Origin of the sequence: Novosphingobium sp. (assembly GCF_965214355.1) — a bacterium.
Classification (GTDB): Bacteria; Pseudomonadota; Alphaproteobacteria; order Sphingomonadales; family Sphingomonadaceae; genus Novosphingobium.
Window position 1 is genome coordinate 3243026 of record NZ_CBDCBI010000002.1, and the last position, 20495, is coordinate 3263520.

Here is a 20495-nt window from a genome sequence, read left to right on the forward strand (position 1 = left end):
GGCGACCTTTGGGTCCAATGCGTCGTGCCTGCAGCGGTTGATTATAGGACTTCTGCCGTATTTGACGCAGCAGTAAGCTCTCGCAAGTAATTGGCATAATTGGATTTGCCAAGGGGACGTATGGCCCGATCGAGCCCCGCGTCATCGATGTAGCCCATGCGCCAGGCAATTTCTTCCGGACAGGCAATCTTCATTCCCTGTCGTCGTTCGAGCGTCGCGACAAAACCGGCAGCTTCAAGCAAATTGTCCGGTGTGCCGGTGTCGAGCCACGCAAAACCGCGCCCCAGAACTTCGACATCGAGCCGGCCCGAATTGAGATAGGCAAGATTGATATCGGTGATTTCCAGTTCACCACGCGCGGACGGACTGATCGACGCGGCAATATCGATGACGTCCCTGTCGTAGAAATAAAGCCCGGTAACGGCCCAATTTGATTTGGGATGCGCCGGTTTTTCCTCAATACTGACCGCCCGCTTGTCAGGTCCGAAGGCAACCACACCATAGCTTTGCGGATCGACGACGTGGTAGGCAAAGACGCAGGCCCCGCCGCCAGCCAGCAGCCGTGCGCGCGCCCGGCTCAGGATGTCCGGCAGACCATGCCCAAAGAAGATATTATCGCCAAGCACCAGGCAGGACGGGCCCCCGCGCACAAAATCGGCGCCGATCGTGTAAGCCTGCGCCAGACCTTTTGGTTCTGGTTGGACGGCATAGGAAATTTCCAGACCCCACTGCGTGCCATCGCCCAGCAAATGACGAAATGACGGCGCATCGTGAGGTGTCGTGATGATCAGTATCTCGCGAATACCCGCGAGCATCAGCGTGCTCAGCGGATAATAGATCATCGGTTTGTCATAAACCGGCATGAGCTGCTTGGAGACAGCCAAAGTCATCGGATAAAGGCGGGTGCCACTGCCGCCGGCAAGGATAATCCCTTTCATCGCAACCTACCTTTTGGATTTCATGTCAGAAATGCGGCCGAGCGCACCAGGCGCGTGGTCACCTCGCGGCAGGATAAGCGCCAATCGGGCATTTCCACACCGTGGATCGCCGCCAGCCGCTCGCAATTGAGCCGGGAATTGACGGGGCGCTGCGCCGCCGTCGGATATTCAGCAGTGGTGATTCGCCTGACGGATGCAAAAGGCCCACCAATCGCAGCCGAATCCGCAAAGATCGCCTCGGCGACATCCGCCCAACTGGCCTCGCCCGTGCCGGTCGCGTGAAAAACGCCGCGCAGTGCAGGATCGGCCCGATCGCGGATGTGAGCAACCACAGTCATCGCAGCGTCTGCCAGCTCAAGCGCCGAAGTCGGGCACCCGAACTGGTCGGCGACAACCGAAACAACATCGCGACCTGTTGCCAGGCGCAACATCGTCTTCACAAAATTCGCGCCGAACGGGCTATAAACCCATGCGGTCCGCAAGATGGCAGCGTCGCCTCCGGCGGCCAGGACAGCAGTTTCGCCCGCTAGCTTCGAAGCGCCATAGACTCCCATCGGGCCCGTTGCGTCGTCTTCGATATAAGGTTCCACTTTGTCACCGGAGAACACGTAGTCGGTGGAAATGTGCACAAGCGGAACCTTCAACCGGGCAGCGGCCCGCGCGACAGATCCGGCGCCATGTGCGTTGATGGCGAAGGCAAGTTCGGCCTCGGTTTCGGCACGATCGACCGCAGTATGCGCCGCAGCGTTCACTATGGCATCAGGACCTGCGCCATCGAAACTCGCACAAAGCGCCGCAAACACAGCCTCGTCGTCGCCAATTGCGAGATCGAGGTCGGGCGGACCGATCGCCACCACATCATGCATCATGTCCGGCCCACGCTCGCGCATGGACAATACCAATTGGCCGGGACCGCCGGTAACCGCAATTTTCATGCGGCCTTCCCTGCGCCACCTGCAACCGACAGGCCAAGGCGTTCGCCATCATAGCGATCACGGAGCGGCCGCCACCACCATTCGTTATCGAGATACCAGCGCACCGTTTTGGCGATGCCCGTTTCAAACGTTTCCTGCGCACGCCAGCCCAGTTCGGTTTCAAGCTTGGTTGCGTCGATCGCATAACGGGCATCATGGCCAGGGCGATCAGTGACAAACTCGATCAACTCTGCGCGAGAGGTCGGGCCTGGTACGAACTGATCAAGCAATTTACAGATCTGCAGCACAACATCGATGTTGCGCCGTTCGTTGCCGCCTCCGACATTGTACGTTTCTCCTGGCCTTCCTTTGCCGGCAATCAGATCCAATGCACGCGCGTGATCATCGACATGGAGCCAGTCGCGGATGTTGTCGCCTTTGCCGTAAACCGGAAGCGGCTTACGCTCCATCGCGTTGAGAATGCTCAGCGGGATGAGCTTTTCCGGAAAATGGTACGGACCGTAATTGTTCGAACAATTGCTGACCACGACCGGCAGCCCGTATGTGCGGTACCAGGCTTTGGCCAGATGGTCGCTGGCGGCCTTGCTTGCGGAATACGGGGACGACGGGTCGTATGGCGTTTGTTCGGTAAACAGCCCATCCGCGCCCAGAGAGCCATACACCTCGTCGGTCGACACGTGGAGAAAACGAAAATCGGTCTTGGCCCGGGCGGCCAGTCCATTCCAATAATTGCGCGCCACTTCCAGCAGCGTAAAAGTACCCACGACGTTGGTCGAAATGAAATTGTCGGCACCGGTGATTGAACGATCGACATGGCTTTCGGCCGCCAGATGCATGATCCGGTCTGGCGCAAAGGTAGTGATCGCCTCATGCATCGCCGCACTGTTGCGAATATCCGCCTGAAGAAACCGGTGATTTGCGCAGGTCTTTACCGCCTCCAGGGATGCCCGATTGCCCGCATAAGTCAGCGCATCGATCGTTAACACCTGCGCGCCACGTTCAAGCACCAGATGGCGGACCAGTGCCGAACCGATGAAACCGGCGCCCCCGGTGACGACAATCCGCATCACATGCCATCCCCGATCGAAAACAGTGGCGGTATTTCCTCCAGCAGCGGCTGTATACGGTCCTTGGCGGATAGCGTAGCCGGATTTGCAAGACCCGGCCAGATCACACCCACAGCAGGATCATCCCAGCGCATGCCTCTGTCATTTTCCGCGCTGTAATAAGATGTCACCTTGTAACTGACCACGCTATTCGGTGCCAAGGTGCAAAAACCGTGGGCAAATCCCGGCGGCACCCACAACTGATTTCCGCGCTCCGGGTCCAGCTCGATGCCGATCCAATGCCGGAACGTCGGCGAATCGTGACGGACATCGACCGCTACATCGAAAATCGCGCCGGCCACGCAACGGACCAGTTTGCCCTGGGCCATGGGATGACTTTGGAAATGCAGGCCACGTATCGTCCCCACCAACGCGCTAAGTGATTCGTTTTCCTGAATAAAAGTGTACTCGCCCACTGCCGCTGAAAACCGGTCGACCCGGAAAGCCTCGGCAAAAAACCCGCGGTCGTCGCCGTGCCGCGTCGGCACAATCTCGACGGGGCCAGCAAGAGCAAAACGATTAAATTTCATAGTGTCTTAGTGCCATGGATATGTTGCCATCGGAATAACGGCAGCAACGTTCGCAATTGCCTCACGTTTCCGAGCCTGTTGCGGTCTTGTCAAACCATGACGACGTCCACGCCCAAAAAAAGCGGTCATCCTATCGCGGGAAGAACGGGTCGAAATGAAACACTGTGGTGATAAATGGCCAAGAACAAATTTGGCACGGTTCGCTTAGCAAGGTAAGCGGGGATTCGAAAGGTGCGCCATGAACCGCTTAGAGATTATACTGTTATGCGTAATTTGCGGTATTTTGTTTGCGCTTGCCTATCGCGACTTTTGGGTTCCGCGAAAGCAAAGCCGGATGAGGCGCGATAAACGGCGTGAGGCGCGTCGGATTGGAAAAATCCGCACGCTGATTTCGTCGCGATTGGCAAGCCTTCGCAAGACGCAGAGACTTACCGATCAGCGCATATTGGACACGCGCGATGAGAACGCCGACTGATTACCACATCAGATTTAGGAGCATTGGAATTCTGCTGCCGCAGCGTATTTGACCAAATACTTGCGATCGCGAACATCGACTTGAAACTGGGTTTGAATCAAAAAGGGGGGCGCCGACCGATGCCGACACCCCCTCCCATGCAAATCCGGCTTCGTCAATTACGCGTAAGTGACGCGAACTTTCTGCTGGCGACGGGCCCGCATCGCAAACCCGATCATGCCAAACCCAACGAGCATCATTGCCCAGGTGGCTGGTTCCGGCACTGCGGTAAAGATTGCGTAGGTAACCTGCGCCTTACCCTGGCCAACTGCGGATTCATTTCCAGTAATCAAGCCATTTTTCGTCGAAATCTGGAGGTAATCGTACCCGCCAGTTGTCACTGGAAATGTGATGTAGCAATTCTTGAGGTTCGAGCACCCCTTGATGCTGTTCGGCGCTGTCGATGAAGAGAAAACACCCTCTATTTGCGACAAAGCATCGGCAGCATAAGCAGCCAGCAAAGGCGTGGAAACGGTATTTCCGAACGACACATCATACGTCTTTGTGCCCAGCATCACATCGCTGACGCCCGTAATCGTGCCGCTACCGTTGGTAATGAGCACAGCGGCGTGCGAAGCGGGCGCCGCACCTGCAAGAGCGCAAGCAATCGCCGCACTCGCGACAGTCTTTTTCAGACTAAAAGGGTTCATGGTTTTGCGCCTTTCGAAGTGAAATTACCGCGTCTTTCGAAGCCATGCCACAGCAATGCACGCTTCGTGCCAAAGACCCAAATATCTCAAAAAATGCGGATTTGCGCGCCCTTCGCCGCGCGCTGTAAGCCGCAGCGACAGGTCGAGGCAATCGCTTCCGGATTGCCGTTTCGCGCCCCCCCCCTTGCCTTTGACATTCGCCGCGTTGCAGGTCATGGTCATATACATAAATAACGTTGAAGCACGGGATCGGGTAAGTTCATTGGCCGACAGCAGTACACACAGGAATTTCCGAAAATTCGACTGGGTGCCCCGTTTTTGGGTGGCGCTGGCAGTGCTTTTTCTGTTGTGGCAGGCGGTCATGTATCGCGGTTTTCAGGCGATTGCCGCTGAGTGGGAATTTGAAAAGCTGGGGGCGTACCACCCCGCAATTACATTTCAGATCCTGTTGTTGGTGTTGGCGTCTCCACCGATCATCTGGGAACTGTATCGTTGGCGCCGGCATTCGCGCACAAACCCATCGGAGCAAACGCGGTGCGATTATGCGATCGCTGCTGCCCAACGATCGCATAAGCTCATTTCGACGCTTTGTATCGTGACCGCATTGTGCGCGCTGGCCGTTGCCGGTTATGCCCTGTTGGGCCTGCCCTCGGCAAGAGGCCCGATACAGCGGGTGGTCGTGACCGGCAATGAGCTGCCACCGGCGTTGGGCCCGGTCGATCTCGAGGGAAATATTCTCGCCAGCAGAGTGGCTGTTTCAACGGAAACATTGTTCGGTAATCCGCATACCAGCAGCTTCGTCCCCGTAGTTGCGGCTGGCGCAAGCCAGTCCAGCTTTGCATATTTTGTGGAATTGCCAGGCACGCCACTGCACCAAACAGCGGGACCTGCTCGGGGAATTTTACGACGTGGCGGCTTGCCGGCAGGACTTGTCACACTGTATCGCTCAGCAGGGTTTACCATTGCTCCAGACTATTATGTCCTGTTCGCATCCAGCGCTTCAATGCGCCGACCATATTTGGTCGACATGGCAGAATTTCTGGTTTTTTCGTTGTTTCTGGGGCTTGTGTCATTGCTGATATCCATGCGCATCCGTCGCCTGAAACGGGCCAGATCACTCATGGATATCTGACCTCTCCGTACATGCGCCCAGGCGGGTTTGCATGTCCACTGCAATTTCCGGCCTGTAAAAACACATGCAATTCACGCGCAAAGCGTATCAAATCCCTAAAAGGCCGGTAACCTTCCCTCGTAGGCCAGCAGCAACCTTTTGAAGCGACAAGGCGACCATGCTGTCGCAACTTGCCTCACCTGGACTGATTGCCGCTGCAGCATTGCTGCTCGGGTATCTCAATGTCGCTGGCGAAGAGCCGGGACAGAAAAATCTTCGCGCTTTTGCTGCGCAAGCGGCACCGCTGCTCCCGCAGCTTCAATCCCACCCCCTGCCGCAAACAACCAGGCATGTGATCAAAATTGCCAAGTCGCCCGACGGCCTGTTCTACGTAACCGCCAACGTAAATGGCGTGCAGGTGCTTTTTTTGGTCGATACCGGCGCAAATCTGGTGGTTCTGACGCCCCAAGATGCAGAGCGAGCGGGTGTCTCAAACCAGATTGCGCTCGAAACTGGCAGCATTGATACAGCGGGCGGCGCGTCCACGATCGAACATGTGAAGCTGTCACGCGTTAACATAAATAGCCTGGACGCGGCCGATATCGACGCTGCGGTTGCCCACAGCGGACTGAAAGTCTCGCTCCTGGGGCAAAACATGCTGTCGAAGATGCGCGCAGTCACAATCAACGGCGACGAAATGTCACTTCAGACCGGCTCCTGATCCGGCCCTCGGCATTGGCGAGCATTTGAACAATGGACAGGTCATGATTGCACGCATCGGACTGCCGTCAAACGTGGTCCCCGACACTCCGCGCAGACTGCGGCATTGAAGTGCGTCTGATCGCTGCGCCCATCATGAAAAAACCCAACAACATCGTCAGCCATGTCCCAGGCTCGGGTACACTGGAAACCGGAGTAGTCCCGCCGTTGCTCGATGACGAAGTGGAGCCTGTCGAGGTCACACCGCCAGTAGACGTCGGGGTGGACCCAGTCGAAGTCGTGCCACCACTCGTCGACGAAGTCGTGCTGTTTGTCCCTGGCGCAGCGCCCAAAGGTCCGGGTTGACTAGCAACTCCCGGGGAACCGCCCACCGATGAAAAGCCACCTGAGGTTCCTGGCCCATCACTTGTGGCAGGTGGCCCAGGGCTTGCAAGATTTGCGGCTGAGTCGGGCGCCTGTCCGGTAAAAGGCGCGAGTCCCGCATCGGCAAACACTTGACGATCCGGCGCACCGCCTGCTGCGCGGCCATTCGTTCCGCGCCTACCGAAGTTGCGCCTGCGCGTCGCATCGCTCAACGCCGACAGGCGGTTCAAGGTATCGCTTTCGACCCGCGCGATCCGCGGATCAAGCGGCGTTACCGTAGCCGAAAAGGCCTTTGCCTGGAACGGCGCATCATTTTTCAAAAGCAGGGCACGCTCGGTCTTTGGCATGATTTCAAAAACGATAAGCAAAGCACAGAGCATGCCCGCTAGTGCCGCAAATCCGGTCCTTTCGAATCGCAGTCGTTTCTGTTCACTTATTGCCATCAGAGTTTTTTAGCAGTTCCTCGCACCCAAAGCGATAGCCCAAGATGTCCGAAGCGGTCAAATATTCCGTTTCAGGCGAAGTTTGCCAGCCAGTGTTCGACAATGGCACAGGCAATGACCAGATAAAATCCCACCATATTGGCCCTGACTGGCCTCGAATCCGGTCACCGTGAGCAATGACAACCGAGGCCCCTTTAATGCCGAGGCACACATGTTGGTGCGTGCCCGACTCTGAATGTGCAGGTATCATTCGGCAGATGCCGACAATTGCGACAGGACAAAACCCGGAAAATCAAAAAATTTCAACGTATGTGCCGAATTTTACGGATGAATCATATTCCACACGATATTTACCAAATTGCATTATGATCCTATTCGCACGCATTGAACGTCGGAAACACGGGTACGCTATGATGGAAAAAACGGGCCTTAAAACGCGGAAGTTCCATCATATGCGGAGGAATGACAGTGAAAACGGTATATGACTGGATAACAATTGCGACATTTGCGGCTTTGATCACTCTCTTTCTCAATAGGTCAACCAGCGAAAAGCCCCGAGACAAAATCATAGAATATGCACCGGCGGCAATCGGGTGCGCGGTCGTGAATTATCTGGGTAACAATGGCCATGATCTATTTGGATTGGGGTTGATGGCCATCATCTTGGCTTACATATGGGTTGTTCTAAAACCGCTTTCACGATGAAGCGTATATTTTTATCCGCATAAACCGTAATTTCGTTAAAAATCAGATGTATACAGCAATACAATCGACGAAGGGCCGTGACGTCATGCTGTGATGATCGCTGATGCGCTAAAGCCTATCTGCAAGGGAGTTCTACAATTAGCCGTTTGACCGACTTCGCGGAACCTGGTTTTTTTCGAGCATCAGCTCGGTCATGCACAGTGCCCGGGCTGATCTTGATCGCAGGAATTGCCGCGATCTCATTGCCAACGCTGCTTGACGTCGCACGGGACAGTTGGTCAACCGAGCAAGGCGCGCATGGCCCAATTGTGCTTGTCACGGGGATCTGGCTGCTGATCCGCGAGCTTCGATCGAGTCCCGTACCCGTTTTCCGCGGCTCCAGGATCGTATCGTTCCTGTTTTTTGCACCGCTGGTCGTCGTGTATTGCCTCGCGAGAATCTCGGGAATAATCGAGATCGAAGCGTTTGCGATGTACGGCATGCTGGTAACGTCGGGCTATTGCCTTTGGGGCGGCGCCATTTTGAAGCGAATATGGTTCCCATTAATCTATCTGCTGTTCATATTTCCCCCGCCAGACACATTGTTTGCAATGGCAACGCAGCCGCTAAAGATTTTGATATCAGGCATGGCAGTATCTATTTTGCAGATATTTCAATATCCAATCGCGCAATCCGGAGTTGTGATACAGATTGGCGAATATCAGATGTTGGTTGCAGCGGCGTGCGCAGGACTTAGTTCACTGATAAGCCTGACCGCACTCGGCTTATTCTACACGTATATCAGGCACAAATCGAATTTTGTTTATATGATATTTCTGGCGATCTGCATTTTGCCAATTTCCGTAATTGCCAATTTGGTGCGCGTCCTTGCGCTTTTGCTCATAACCTATCACTTCGGCGAAGCCGCCGGCCAAGGTTTCTTTCACGAACTTGCCGGGCTGACAATGTTCGCAACCGCCCTGATTTGCATCTTTGGCCTGGACTGGCTAGGAACCGCGCTCATCGCTCGGCGGCCCAGAAAGTTACAAGCGAATGGATAGCTTCGAGGCCCCTTCCGCGGCCGGGCGGAAAAGCGCGTCTGGCTCGCGTCGTGAACTGTTGATCGGCGGGGTTTGTCTGGTGGCAGCAGCGACAGTGTTTGTCCGCCTGCCGCGGCGCCACATTGCCTATCTTGGTGCAGGCAAGCTTGAGCAACTGGTCCCCAAAAGCTTTGCAGGCTGGGAGTTTGCTTCGGCGAGCGGCCTTGTGCTGCCGCCGGACGACCAGCTGCGTGACCAGATATACAGCCAGCTTTTGACTCGGACCTATACGATGCAAGGCGGCCATGAGATCATGCTGCTGATCGCATACAATGCCGGGCAGGACGGCGTTGTGCAAATCCATCGGCCAGAGGTGTGCTATCCCGCCAGCGGATTTCGATTGGTCGAAAACCAAGAGCATTCGACACAGGTTTCCCCGGGGCATTCAATTCCGTCGCGATTCATCATCGCGGAAAATTCGATGCGTAAAGAGAAAATTATTTACTGGACACGCGTAGGAACAGACTTTCCGCGGAAGTGGGCGGAGCAAAGACTTGCAGTGTTCGAGCAAAATCTTCGTGGCTATATTCCCGATGGGTTGCTCATTCGCATATCGAGTGTGAATGACAATGTTGACCCTGCAGATTTGGATAGATTCGCCGAAAGTCTGTTCCTTAGTCTTGGCGCAACGATGCGAACCGTGTTGGCCGGTGAAGTTTGATCGGTGATATTTTCGAAGCCGAACAGCCTGTGCATACCCGGGATAGGCACAGTGGAACCAGATGACGATTTCGATGGTTGAACTTTCGATGTATTCAAGGGGATGGATGTGCAAACAAGACTGATACTCCTGGCTGGAACCTCAGCACTGCTTTTGGTCGCAGGCGGCTGCCAAAAACACGTCGGTGGCCAGGTGATTGCGGTCGTCAACGGCGATGAAATTACCCAGCAGCAATTCAATGCCGAACTCAACGTCGCAAAATTGCCCGCAGGCGCCGACAAGAAAGCTGCGATGGCGCAAGTTTTGCAAGGCTTGGTGGACCGGAAGCTGCTTGTCCAGCAAGCCAAGGCAGAAGGCATTGAAAAATCACCGGAATACCTCGAACAGGTCATGCGTATGCAAGATACGCTGGCAGTCGATCTACTGGTGGCAAAGCAGTCCAAGAAAATAGCGACACCGGACAAAGCGGCTATCGCTCAATTTATCGCAGCAAACCCGATCATGTTCAATTTGCGCAAACATTACACGCTTGAGCAAATTGCCTTCCCGGCCAATGCGGATGCGAAGACGATCCATGATCTTGAACCGACGCATTCTCTGGATGCGATTGCGGGCGTCCTCAAGGCGCATGGCATTGCGTTCAAACGCGGAACTGGCCAAATGGATTCTGCGAAAGTTCCAAAGGCAGTCGCAGACCGGATCGCAGCGCTACCCCCTGGCGAACCGTTCATTGTGCCAAGCAATGGAGCGTACGTAGCCAGTGTGATCACTGCCAGTACTGCAACGCCAACCCCGGATGACGAGGCTGCGCCAATTGCGTTTAACCTGTTGCGGCAGAAATCCGTCACGGACGCCATGCAAGCCCAAATTGCCGCTGCCAAAGCCACATCGAAGATCGAATATGCGCAAGGATTTGCGCCAAAGCCGAAATAAATTCGCGCCGGACCGAGGGAAACAGGCATGGTCGCGCTCGTAAAAATCGGCATCGTGGTCATCGGCCGCAATGAAGGGGATCGCCTGGCAAAATGTTTTGCATCGCTGCCGGTGGGCGTGCCGACGATCTATATCGACTCCGGATCTTCGGATGACAGCCTGGCGCTGGCCGAACGGAACGGCATTCCGGCGATCCTGCTATGCTCCCCACCCAACCATACAGCGGCACGCGCGCGCAATGCCGGACTTGCTTGGCTTCGCCTGAACTGCCCCGAAGTCACATATGTGATGCTGGTCGATGGCGACTGCCAACTATCGGCGGGCTGGCTAGCGCTTGCGCAACACACTCTGGATAACAACGCTGGCCTCGGTCTGGTGTTTGGCCGCAGACGTGAACAGTTTCCTCACTTATCGATCTACAATCGCTTATGCGATTTGGAATGGGATTGCCCTATTGGAGAGGCGTTAACCGCGGGCGGAGACATATTCTGCCGAATCGACGCGATTACCGCGATCGGCGGTTATCGCGCCTCCATGATAGCAGGCGAAGACCCTGATATGGCGTGCAGACTGCGAACCGACGGATGGAAGATCAGACGACTGGATGCGGACATGACGGTCCATGATGCCGCGATTCGCCATTTTTCGCAGTGGTGGAAACGCACTCAACGCGGCGGCCACGCCTTTGCTGAGCTCGCGCACTTTCACCCGTCGATCGATGCTCCTGACTGGCAGCGCCAATGCAACAGTATCATCGCCTGGGGCGGCATTTTTCCCCTTCTGGTATTAATTTCTCTGCTTTTTGGAACCATTTTTGGCTATTCATGGTTCGTCGCCAACGCCTTGCTAGCGTCGATCTGGCTTCTGCAGATGGCTCGGCTCACGATTAAGCGACGGGACCTTCCGATGCGTCTTTCGATAGCAAATTCGTGGTTTTTGCTCGTTGGTAAAATTCCGCAACTGTCGGGTATGATACAGTACGGAATGGCCCGGCTCTCAGGACGAAATTCGCATTTGATCGAATATAAAATCGACCCTCGATAGGCTCTGCGCAACGTGCTCCTCCCGCAATCTGCCGGGCGGGCGCGCCGAAAGACAAGCGGCCCTGTCGCCAATTCTGTCTGAGGCTATGCCGCGTCGATCACAGCGCCTTGCCGTAAGCCGGCATGCTCGCTGCGCGTCAGGTACCTGATAGATCATCAGCCACGACCCTAGTGGTTACGATCGGTGCGTTGCCAAGTCATTGGTCCTTTCTGAACCAAGAGACTGCCATACATGGCCAATTTCCAAACAACATACCCCGGCACCTTTGTGATGGCCCGAAAAGACAGGTGACGATACCCTTCGATTTTCCAGACGCAAATGAGACCGATGAACATGACAGACATCGCCACGGACAAAATTCCGGCGAGGAAAAATAAACCACGCAATTCCAACGCTATCGCCATGGCCAAAATGAAAAAAATCGAAATAGCGTTCAGCATGACCAGCAGTGTAAATGGCGGTACCATCAGATGGACTCCCAACCAGATAGAAGGCCAGTACCCGCTCCGGATTCCATGGTAAATGAGCCTGCGCGAAGATTGGTATGAGGTTTTGAGGAATCCACCTTCCCAACGCGCTCTCTGGGCGGATGTGCCGATTTCGCTGCTGCTATTCGACAACGTCTGAGCGAATGGAGCAAATCCAACCGTTATTTTTGATTCGATGAGTTCTATCGTGAGCATCAGGTCTTCGACGATATTACCTGTCTCAAGCGCGAGTTGATCGAAAATAGCCCATGGAAACGCCATGCCCGACCCAGTCAGGATGGCAGATGCACCGATCGCAACTGCTCCGCGTTGCCGGAAATGGTTTTTGACCATCAATGCGAAGTTTGACATCTGCACGATCGGCGTGCCCGACAGTTCGGGACGAAACCAATAACTGGATTGGATCGGGCGTTGCTCATCGATGCAACGTTTTGCGATTGAGTCAATATCCGCGGCAGACAGTGTACAGTCTGCATCGAGTACGATCACGACCGAAGGTGGATTTTCACGCAGGAAATTTCTGCCGAATGCAAGCGCATAGCCCTTGCCACGACGAACAGGGTCGTGACGGTTGATGACATGGATACCGCTCGAGGCGACAATTCCAGCAGTCTGGTCCGTGCAGTTGTCTGCTATGACCGTAACTCTTCGCATGCCATCATCGATTCCCAACAAAAAAGGAATGGTATTGGCGATCGTTTGCGCTTCGTTATGCGCCGGCACTAAAATTGCAATATCTAACGCATAAAGGCCTTTGGCGTGCTCAGTGGATTTTTTTAAAATCCCACTCAAAATGCCAATAATCAATTCTATTGCAAATGTTAAATCGACCATCAAAATAATCGACGCAGCACAAAATGTCAAAATTTCGATAATAGAAATCATGATCGTTCAGCGATCATATCGAACAAAACCGCAGAATTTTTTTCCGAATCATATCGATGTTCTACACGCACTCTGCCTGCTTCACCCATAGCCCGCAATTCCGGTATAGATGCCTGCATGACTTGCTTCACCGCGACACCAAGCGCATCTTCAGACCCGGCGGTGATCAACCAGCCGCACTGTTCATCGACAAGCTCCGGAATTCCAGCGATCATTGTTGCAATTACGGGAAGTCGAAGCGCGAGCGCTTCCATGATCACGACCGGCAAGCCTTCGGCAAAGCTGGGAAGCACCATCGCGCGCGATTCGAGCATGATTTGCCGCACGGTCGCCGCATCGACAAATCCCGTGATCCGCACCTGGCCAGAAATGCCATTTTCTGCAACCATCTGCTCGATCAGATTGCGGTCTTCGCCATCACCGACGAGCACCAGCCGCAAGTCAGGGCATTGCTTCAATACGCGTGCGACTGCTTTGATCAGGATCGGTATCCCTTTCTGACCACTCAATCTGGCTACACAGCAAATTTGATTGCTCGCGTAATCCGGTTCGACAGATTCGCCGAGAAACACGTCGCCCACGCCGCATCGGGAAACCCTAATCTTGTGCCAGTCTGCTGGATTGCTCCATCGCAGCAACTGGCTGCGACCGAAATCACTGATTGCGAAAACAAATTTCGCATCGGCGCACTTTCCACGCAAGTCCAACGCGACTGGCGAATCAAATTCATCAGGGCCGTGGACGGTAAAGCTGTACGCAATGCCCGTCAGTTTGTGCACAAGTCGCGCCACCGCGGCCGGGTTCGTTCCGAAATGGGCGTGAAGGTGTTGTACGCCGTATATTTTTCCAGCGAGCCAGCACGCCTCCATCAAATACGCCAGATGACGGGCCAGACTGGAAACGTCCGCTGAGCCGCATCGTATTGCCAACCGGACCGCACAAAGAAATTTTCGCGGGTGACGCGCCGCAGTCATCAATGTCGCGATAGACAATGCCCATAGTCCGGCTGCCAAAACAACAGTCGTTTTTTCCGCCTCCCGCCGATCCCGCCGATCAGGCAGGTCGTCGCGGTAGGGCCGTATGGAATAGCGGTCGACCAGGCCGCCCGCTTTCTCGATCCCATCGATTTCATCCCGGATAAAGCTATGGCTAACAACCGGATAGCAATTGACAAGATACGCAATTTTCACAGACGTGATTTCCCGAATTTGCTCGAACAAGCCCATGACTGAACGGTGTATCGCCGCGGAAGATCGAAAGCGCGCTTTCGTGGTGAAATATGGACTGCTTTCTTACAGTTGTGCCCGACAATGGCGCCTGAGATCGGCCATGAACACCGCCTTCCCAATCGCGAGCCACTCGGTGTCCTCCGGTTAGCATCGTTTTATGAATTTTTTGTCACGTATTTGGAAGACCTGGCGAATGACCGTCACTGCCTTGCCGCCTCCGCGACCGAGGCCGGATCGAGCGTCTGCCGCAGCCTGAGCGCTCGTAAACTTACCGGTGAGGCGCGGGTAAGGTCACGCAAAACCTCGCTTGCACGATCCCGTTGCCCTTTCGCTGCGAGGAACGTTGCCAACCGGGCTGCGAGCCGGGTATCTGCGGGCAAAACACGGACGCCTTCGCGCAGCGCATTCTCACCCAGGCTCTCGTCACCGTGTGCGAACAACGCGTCTGCTAGAGTGATTCGCGCCAACGCATTTTTCGGATCTTGCGCCACGGCATTACGGGCATCTTCGATCGCGTGCCCATAATCCTTGTCATTCATGAACAAGCGAGCCCGCGCCAAAAGCGCCTGCGGCTGGGAACTATCAAATTCGATAATTTTGGAAAGCCGGCCGATCGCAGCCGGCCGCTGCCCCATCAAGCCCATCGCATAAGCCAGCGCGGATTGCGCATCGGTATGTTCGGTCGAAATGGGTTTGCCCCAAAGAGCGGCTTTGAGAATGCCATCAACTAATTCCGGATGCCCGGCTTCACTTGCAAATTGCGCATAAGCCGCTTTCATCTGGAGCGAGGCAGAAGCAGATTGGTTCCGGATCTGCGACGGTGTGATCGCATCGGCGCCCTCCTTCAACCAGGTATCCAGTATGCTTGCCGCCACCCCGACGTTATTTGGATGAGCATGTACAATCTTGATGATGAGCGCATTTGCCTGATCGGGCTGGCCGGTTTGATAAAGCATGTCAGCGTAATCGATCTGGACGGCCGGAGCGTTGGGCTTGGCCTCCGCCAAGCGTTTGAGCGTCAATTGGTAATGGGGGCGATCGCGCGCCTCGGTATATAGCCCTTTGAGATAGATCAGTTTGGACGAATCATCGCCCCCTGCGCCCAGGGTTGCCTCAATGAATTCAGCGGCGTCGGAATAACTGCCGCGCGCGCCCAGGACCCTGGCCTTGAGGATTTGTGCCGAGCTGTCTTGTGGCGCAGTCTTGAGCACCTGTTCGGCATATTTAAGAGCGCCGGCTTGATCTCCACGCGCCAGAGCCGCCTGTCCCTTGGCGACAGTCGGCAAGCTATCGCCGGGGCTCATCAACAGCAATTGGTCAGCATACTTGTCAACTTTATCCGGAAATCCGGCCGCGATGCCAAACTGGCAAAGCGCGCGCAGCGCTTCAACATTTGCTCGATCCAGACCGAGCGCATTTTCATAGGCTGTAAACGCTCCGGAATAATCCTCCATATCCGCATCGATTTTACCCAGTATCATCCAATATTCACTGACGTCATCGTGAATGCTGATCGCCTTATGAATCGAGCGAGATGCGTCCGCTACTCGGCCTTGCTGCAATTCCAGTTGGGCCTGCGCCGCCGCATCGGCGGCTGTCGTATCGCGCGAAGTGCACGCTGAGAGCGAAAACGCCAGCAGGGAGATGACGGCGAACGATCGGTATCGCAGCATGGTATGATAAACTCATTGGAAAGAAGGATTGACGACCAGCCTTGCGCCAATCCACCAACTCCGCAACGCCAAATTGAAAAACTCGCGAGACAGCGATGATCGCGCCGTGCCCACACGCATGAACCGCATGCACAAATAAAAATAACGGCCTTGCCGATCGAACGCGTGTTCTGTGCAGTTCAGCGGGGCAAGCGATCTTGCAACGCCGGAATCGGCAGCGGCGGGCAATGGCAAGCGGCCACAGTTTGACGGATTAGAATGGTATGGCTGCACTGTTTCGGGACGTTTATCGCGCAGCGCGTCCGAATCACTTGGATCCATTAACCTTTTTCTTTTTAGACTAGCACGTGGCGACCGAGGCGGTTAAACGCACTCAATATAGTCCGGCATATTCATTTGAGGTACACCGATGCGAATATCCTTGCCGGCACTGGCCATCTGCGCAGCGATCTGCGCCTCAATCACACCCGCTGCGTCCCGCGCTCAGGATGGTCCAATCGTCAATGGCGTACAAGTGGCGCACCTGCGTGCATATCGGATCAATCCAGGCGACCAACTCGAGATTTACGTCTGGGGCGAAGAACGGTTGCAACGGACTGTCAAAGTGTTGCCCGACGGGACGTTCTCCTTTCCACTCGCGGGTCAGATCGATGCGTTGAACAAGCTGCCGCGTGACATCGAACATGACATCACGGCCGGTTTGAAATCCCAATACCGTGACAATGTCCCTCAAGTGACAGTCAGCGTCAAGGAAGCGACCGGCTTGCAATTTTCGGTGTCGGGCAAAGTCAAATCGCCCGGCACATTTACACCGGGCCGTTATGTCAACGTGCTGGAAGCCTTGTCCATGGCAGGCGGGCCAGGCGATTTCGCCAACCTGTCCGATGTTACCATTTTGCGGAAAACAGGGGACCGCCTGACCGCCATCAAGGTCCGACTGAACGATGTCCTGAAGGGTAATCCGACCGGGCAAGACTTGTCGGGGCTTCCCGTTCTGGAAAGCGGCGACACGGTGATTGTACCATGACCGGATCTTCTCGCGCGCGCCGCAATGTCATGGTCTTTGCAACGCTGCTGGCCATTCCCGAAATTGCACAGGCAACTGACGATGTCGCCTTCAGTGCAGACCCTTCTATAAATGCAGGCTATGCGAATAACCCATTTCTGGAACAGGGCTCAGGTAGGGGCAGCGGCTATGTTCAGGCAAGAATTGATCCTGAAGTAAAGTTCATAAATGAGCTTACCACGATTACTGTTGCAGGTATGGATACCTACAAACAGTATTTTCAGCATTATGGCAGCACAAACGATATTGGCGCGTATGTCGATTATGCTGGTAAGCCAAGCACGCGACTCAGAACCCATGCTAAATTGAGCTACGACAATTCAATTATCGGTCAAAATGAATTTACAACCGGTTCGCCAGATACCGGGCTTTCGTCGGCGCCTGTAACGTCCGGCTCTGACATTTCATTGATAGGCACACGCGATCGTCGGCAACAATTGCAAGCCGAAGGTGGATTGGTTTACACTCTTTCGCAACATACGACGCTGACCACGACAGCCTATTATGTCCATGCCCGTTATAGCCATCTGACACTGGGCGATTACGACGGATTTGGAGATACAACCGGAATTTCCCGTCAGGTTGCCGAGCGGGTGCAATTGGGTGTTCAGGGCTCTTTTGCATATTATACCTATAAGGCGGGCTTCGGTCATACCAGTATCTACTCACCTCAAGCATCATTTTCGGTCGGGTTGACGTCGTACTGGAAATTTGACGGGGCGGTTGGTGCTTCGTTTGTCGACAATAGCGTTAGCGGCAGCACTACGACGTTTACCGGAAATATAAATATTTGCCGCAATACGCCTCGGAGCGACTTTTGCATGACGGCCCGCCGCGCGGCCTTGCCGACCGGTTCGGGCCAGATCCAGAACGAGCTTTTGATTGGCACAAATTATTCTTACAAAATTACGCCACTGTCGACTGTAACATTGAATGCCAATTACACGCAGAATTCGGCAATTCAGTCATTTATTACTGGCCCTAGTAAATATCTTCGCGGGAGTGTTGGATATGATCGTCGTGTGACTGAACGTGTTCATTTTACACTCGAGGCAAGGTATGCAAATATCTATGGCACCTCGGTGCATCGGTCGGCTGACTATGGCGCACAGGCGGGTATTTCTGTCAAAATTGGAAGAAGCCAATGACGTCAATGCCCGAGACGGGCTTTCAAACAGATCAACAGTCATCCGGAATTTTTGGCAGTATTCCTCTGATAATTTGGCAGAGGCGTTGGTACGTCATTATTCCGGCGATTGTGATCGCAATTTGTTCGACCGCAGCCGCTTTCTATTTGCCGAGGGCGTACGTTTCAAAGGCCGTATTTCTTGTAGTGTCCGAGGATTTGCCCGGACAGTCGGCGAACTCGCCTGCAACAGAAATAATTGACCGGCGAATCGCAAAGATACGCGAACAGATTCTCAGCCGTCCTGACCTTGTCGATTTGATCCAGACCCACAATCTTTACAACGCGTCGGCACGCAGCGAGCCGCTTTCAGTGCTGGTCGAACGGATGCGCAATGCTACCGACATCAGCGCGGTAGACGCCGATATTACGCGGGGAGCCCCGGGGAAAGCTGGCGCGGGGTCGATCGCATTTTCGCTGACTTTCGAATATCCGCGCGCGCCCGAGGCGCAGCTCGTCGCACAGACCTTTGTCAATCGATTGCTAACCCTGGATGCGTCGGAGTCTCAGACGAAGGCGCAGGCAGATGTCCGGTTTCTCGAAGACCAGCAAGCTTCCCTACAAACCCAGGTGAGCCAGATTGAAGGACAGATCAATCAGATAACCGGGAGCAATGGTGCCGCCCTGGCCAATTCGGGCAGCCTTGGCATGATTACGATCGGCGGTGGCGATTACGACAGTCAGGTCGCAAATCTGCGCCGCGAAAATGCGCAATTGACCGCACAAATGGGAAATAGCGCCGTCGGCAGAGATCCCGGTGTCGTGGCAGCCGAAGCGCAGCTTGCGGCCGCTCGTGCCCGGTTTTCAGACGACCATCCCGATGTGAAGCTGGCGCAAAACCAACTCGCTGCGGCAAAAGCAAACGCGTCGTCATTTCAGACACACACGGTCAGTTCGTCGGTTCAGAGCCAAATCGCCGCCAACAACCAGGCCATAGCCCAGCTTGAAAATGCCCGTTCCGCAGCGCAAGGGCGGGCCGCGACAATTGCCGCCGCTCAGGCACGTGGCCCGGTTGTCGCGCAGCAGGTCGCCCAATTGCAGGCGAAAGCCGAACAGATTCGTACCGATTATGGCAAAGTCTCATCAAACCTGCTCAACGCCCGGTCATTGGCAAAACTCACTGACGAACAGCATGGCGAGCGGCTCACCTTGATCGATCCGCCCGTAACGCCAGATGTTCCCACGAAGCCCAACCGCCCGTTGTTGATTGTGGGGGGAATATTCGGTGGTCTAGCCGCCGGATTGGCTCTCGCTCTGCTTATCGAGCTGATCAATCAGCCCATTCGCAGTGTCTCTGCGTTGACCAATATTGTGGGTGCGCCGCCTCTGGGGGTTATTCCAGTCCTCTCGCACAAGCCAATGCGACGCAGACGCCGTAAACGCGGCGGTCAAACGCTCGACAAGGACGAAACAGCGTGACAAATTTTGACACATCGGGGCCGACCGATCCGGCACTTTCGGCATTGCGAGGTCGCATACTGGCTCTCGAGGATACCCAGGCAAGCCTCGAGCAGTCCGATGATGCGAAACAGGGGCTATTCGGATTCAACAGTCGCGATCGTCGATCGCGGCCGTTCAATCTGTTGCGTTCACAAGTCATGAAATTGGTAAAAGCAAATCGCTGGAAAGTTATCGGGATCACATCGGCGACGCCACGCGTTGGCAAATCCTTCACGGCTTGCAACCTGGCTGCATCGCTTGGTCGCATCCCGAATCTCAGGACATTGCTGTTCGATCTGGATTTGCGACGCGGCTCAATCGCAGAAACTTTTTCTTTGCCAGTTGGCCCAGGTATCAATTCGTTCCTCGCAGAGGAAATTGATTCTGTCAGCGCATTGGCTTACAATGTTGCTGGCACGGGTTTGACAATCTATCCGTGTTTTCCAACGGACGCACCGTCTGCGGAATTGCTCGCAGGCAGCAGATTGCGGGCTCTCATATCCGCAATGCGCAATTTGCCGGACGACGTCATTTGCATCTGCGATTTGCCGCCGGCATTTGCCAACGATGATGCCGCCATTGTCCTGAGCGAACTGGACGCTTATCTGTTTGTTGTTGAAGAAGGCGTCACAACTGCGCGTCAGGTGCGCGATTCAATCGACTTGCTCAAACCTTCCTTATGCATGGGGACGATTTTCAACCGATACCATGGCGGGATTGGCGGCGACGATTACGGTTTTGGCTATGGAACGTCGCGGGATTACGATGCCTATTATTCGTAACGACATAGCATGCC

21 protein-coding genes are annotated in these 20495 nt (G+C 54.8%); 13 read left to right on the plus strand and 8 right to left on the minus strand.

Going from position 1 to position 20495, the window contains the following annotated elements:
* Positions 1–41 precede the first annotated feature (41 nt).
* The 5 genes from rfbA to ACOOE2_RS15085 form a co-directional block, all read right to left on the minus strand.
* On the minus strand, positions 42–938 hold the full coding sequence (gene rfbA / locus ACOOE2_RS15065) for a glucose-1-phosphate thymidylyltransferase RfbA (protein ID WP_420383804.1): 897 nt from the start codon (positions 936–938) through the stop codon (positions 42–44).
* 20 nt (positions 939–958) lie between these two features.
* The gene (gene rfbD / locus ACOOE2_RS15070) at positions 959–1873 is read right to left on the minus strand and encodes a dTDP-4-dehydrorhamnose reductase (protein ID WP_420383805.1); all 915 of its coding nucleotides are present in this window, start codon (positions 1871–1873) and stop codon (positions 959–961) included.
* Entirely contained in the window at positions 1870–2940 is a 1071-nt protein-coding gene (rfbB, locus tag ACOOE2_RS15075) for a dTDP-glucose 4,6-dehydratase (RefSeq protein ID WP_420383806.1), read from the minus strand. The genes rfbD and rfbB overlap by 4 nt, the downstream gene beginning before the upstream one ends.
* A complete protein-coding gene (gene rfbC / locus ACOOE2_RS15080) occupies positions 2940–3509 on the minus strand; it encodes a dTDP-4-dehydrorhamnose 3,5-epimerase (protein WP_420383807.1) in 570 nt (189 codons plus the stop codon). The genes rfbB and rfbC overlap by 1 nt, the downstream gene beginning before the upstream one ends.
* Before the next feature lie 633 nt (positions 3510–4142).
* Positions 4143–4673 (minus strand): PEPxxWA-CTERM sorting domain-containing protein, encoded by a 531-nt coding sequence (locus tag ACOOE2_RS15085; RefSeq protein ID WP_420383808.1) that lies wholly within the window; start codon positions 4671–4673, stop codon positions 4143–4145.
* Positions 4674–4935: 262 nt separating this feature from the next.
* Here ACOOE2_RS15085 and ACOOE2_RS15090 point away from each other — a divergent pair, with 262 nt between their 5' ends.
* From ACOOE2_RS15090 to ACOOE2_RS15130, 9 genes are all read left to right on the plus strand, one after another.
* Complete coding sequence (locus ACOOE2_RS15090) at positions 4936–5805, plus strand: hypothetical protein (protein WP_420383809.1); 870 nt, start codon at positions 4936–4938, stop codon at positions 5803–5805.
* Between the two features lie 157 nt (positions 5806–5962).
* A complete protein-coding gene (locus ACOOE2_RS15095; RefSeq protein ID WP_420383810.1) occupies positions 5963–6505 on the plus strand; it encodes a retropepsin-like aspartic protease family protein in 543 nt (180 codons plus the stop codon).
* Between the two features lie 134 nt (positions 6506–6639).
* Positions 6640–6849, plus strand: a complete 210-nt coding sequence (locus ACOOE2_RS15100; RefSeq protein WP_420383811.1) for a hypothetical protein — start codon at positions 6640–6642, stop codon at positions 6847–6849.
* A gap of 149 nt (positions 6850–6998) precedes the next feature.
* A complete protein-coding gene (locus ACOOE2_RS15105) occupies positions 6999–7256 on the plus strand; it encodes a hypothetical protein (protein ID WP_420383812.1) in 258 nt (85 codons plus the stop codon).
* A 516-nt stretch (positions 7257–7772) separates the two neighbouring features.
* Positions 7773–8015 carry an XrtV sorting system accessory protein gene (locus tag ACOOE2_RS15110; RefSeq protein ID WP_420383813.1) on the plus strand — a complete coding sequence of 81 codons (243 nt, stop codon included), beginning with the start codon at positions 7773–7775 and terminating at the stop codon, positions 8013–8015.
* Between the two features lie 200 nt (positions 8016–8215).
* A complete protein-coding gene (gene xrtV / locus ACOOE2_RS15115) occupies positions 8216–9055 on the plus strand; it encodes an exosortase V (protein ID WP_420383814.1) in 840 nt (279 codons plus the stop codon).
* The gene (epsI, locus tag ACOOE2_RS15120; protein ID WP_420383815.1) at positions 9048–9755 is read left to right on the plus strand and encodes an exosortase-associated protein EpsI, V-type; all 708 of its coding nucleotides are present in this window, start codon (positions 9048–9050) and stop codon (positions 9753–9755) included. The genes xrtV and epsI overlap by 8 nt, the downstream gene beginning before the upstream one ends.
* Positions 9756–9863: 108 nt before the next feature.
* Complete coding sequence (locus tag ACOOE2_RS15125; protein ID WP_420383816.1) at positions 9864–10688, plus strand: peptidyl-prolyl cis-trans isomerase; 825 nt, start codon at positions 9864–9866, stop codon at positions 10686–10688.
* Positions 10689–10715: 27 nt separating this feature from the next.
* A complete protein-coding gene (locus ACOOE2_RS15130) occupies positions 10716–11732 on the plus strand; it encodes a glycosyltransferase (RefSeq protein WP_420383817.1) in 1017 nt (338 codons plus the stop codon).
* A 167-nt stretch (positions 11733–11899) separates the two neighbouring features.
* Here the strand turns inward: ACOOE2_RS15130 and ACOOE2_RS15135 are convergent, their stop codons facing one another.
* From ACOOE2_RS15135 to ACOOE2_RS15145, 3 genes are all read right to left on the minus strand, one after another.
* Entirely contained in the window at positions 11900–13105 is a 1206-nt protein-coding gene (locus ACOOE2_RS15135; protein ID WP_420383818.1) for a glycosyltransferase family 2 protein, read from the minus strand.
* Positions 13102–14331, minus strand: coding sequence for a glycosyltransferase (locus ACOOE2_RS15140; RefSeq protein WP_420383819.1), 1230 nt, complete (start codon positions 14329–14331; stop codon positions 13102–13104). Before ACOOE2_RS15140 ends, ACOOE2_RS15135 begins: the two co-directional genes overlap by 4 nt.
* 203 nt (positions 14332–14534) lie before the next feature.
* On the minus strand, positions 14535–16007 hold the full coding sequence (locus tag ACOOE2_RS15145; RefSeq protein WP_420383820.1) for a tetratricopeptide repeat protein: 1473 nt from the start codon (positions 16005–16007) through the stop codon (positions 14535–14537).
* 421 nt (positions 16008–16428) lie between these two features.
* Between ACOOE2_RS15145 and ACOOE2_RS15150 the strand changes: the two genes are divergently transcribed.
* Genes ACOOE2_RS15150 through ACOOE2_RS15165 form a run of 4 tightly spaced genes read left to right on the plus strand, consistent with a single transcriptional unit; the run spans position 16429 to position 20481 of the window.
* The gene (locus ACOOE2_RS15150; protein WP_420383821.1) at positions 16429–17034 is read left to right on the plus strand and encodes a polysaccharide biosynthesis/export family protein; all 606 of its coding nucleotides are present in this window, start codon (positions 16429–16431) and stop codon (positions 17032–17034) included.
* The gene (locus ACOOE2_RS15155; protein ID WP_420383822.1) at positions 17031–18221 is read left to right on the plus strand and encodes a hypothetical protein; all 1191 of its coding nucleotides are present in this window, start codon (positions 17031–17033) and stop codon (positions 18219–18221) included. Before ACOOE2_RS15150 ends, ACOOE2_RS15155 begins: the two co-directional genes overlap by 4 nt.
* Positions 18218–19678, plus strand: a complete 1461-nt coding sequence (locus tag ACOOE2_RS15160) for a lipopolysaccharide biosynthesis protein (protein WP_420383823.1) — start codon at positions 18218–18220, stop codon at positions 19676–19678. Before ACOOE2_RS15155 ends, ACOOE2_RS15160 begins: the two co-directional genes overlap by 4 nt.
* Positions 19675–20481: a CpsD/CapB family tyrosine-protein kinase gene (locus ACOOE2_RS15165; protein WP_420383824.1), complete on the plus strand. Its 807-nt coding sequence runs from the start codon at positions 19675–19677 to the stop codon at positions 20479–20481. The genes ACOOE2_RS15160 and ACOOE2_RS15165 overlap by 4 nt, the downstream gene beginning before the upstream one ends.
* Positions 20482–20495: the final 14 nt, after the last annotated feature.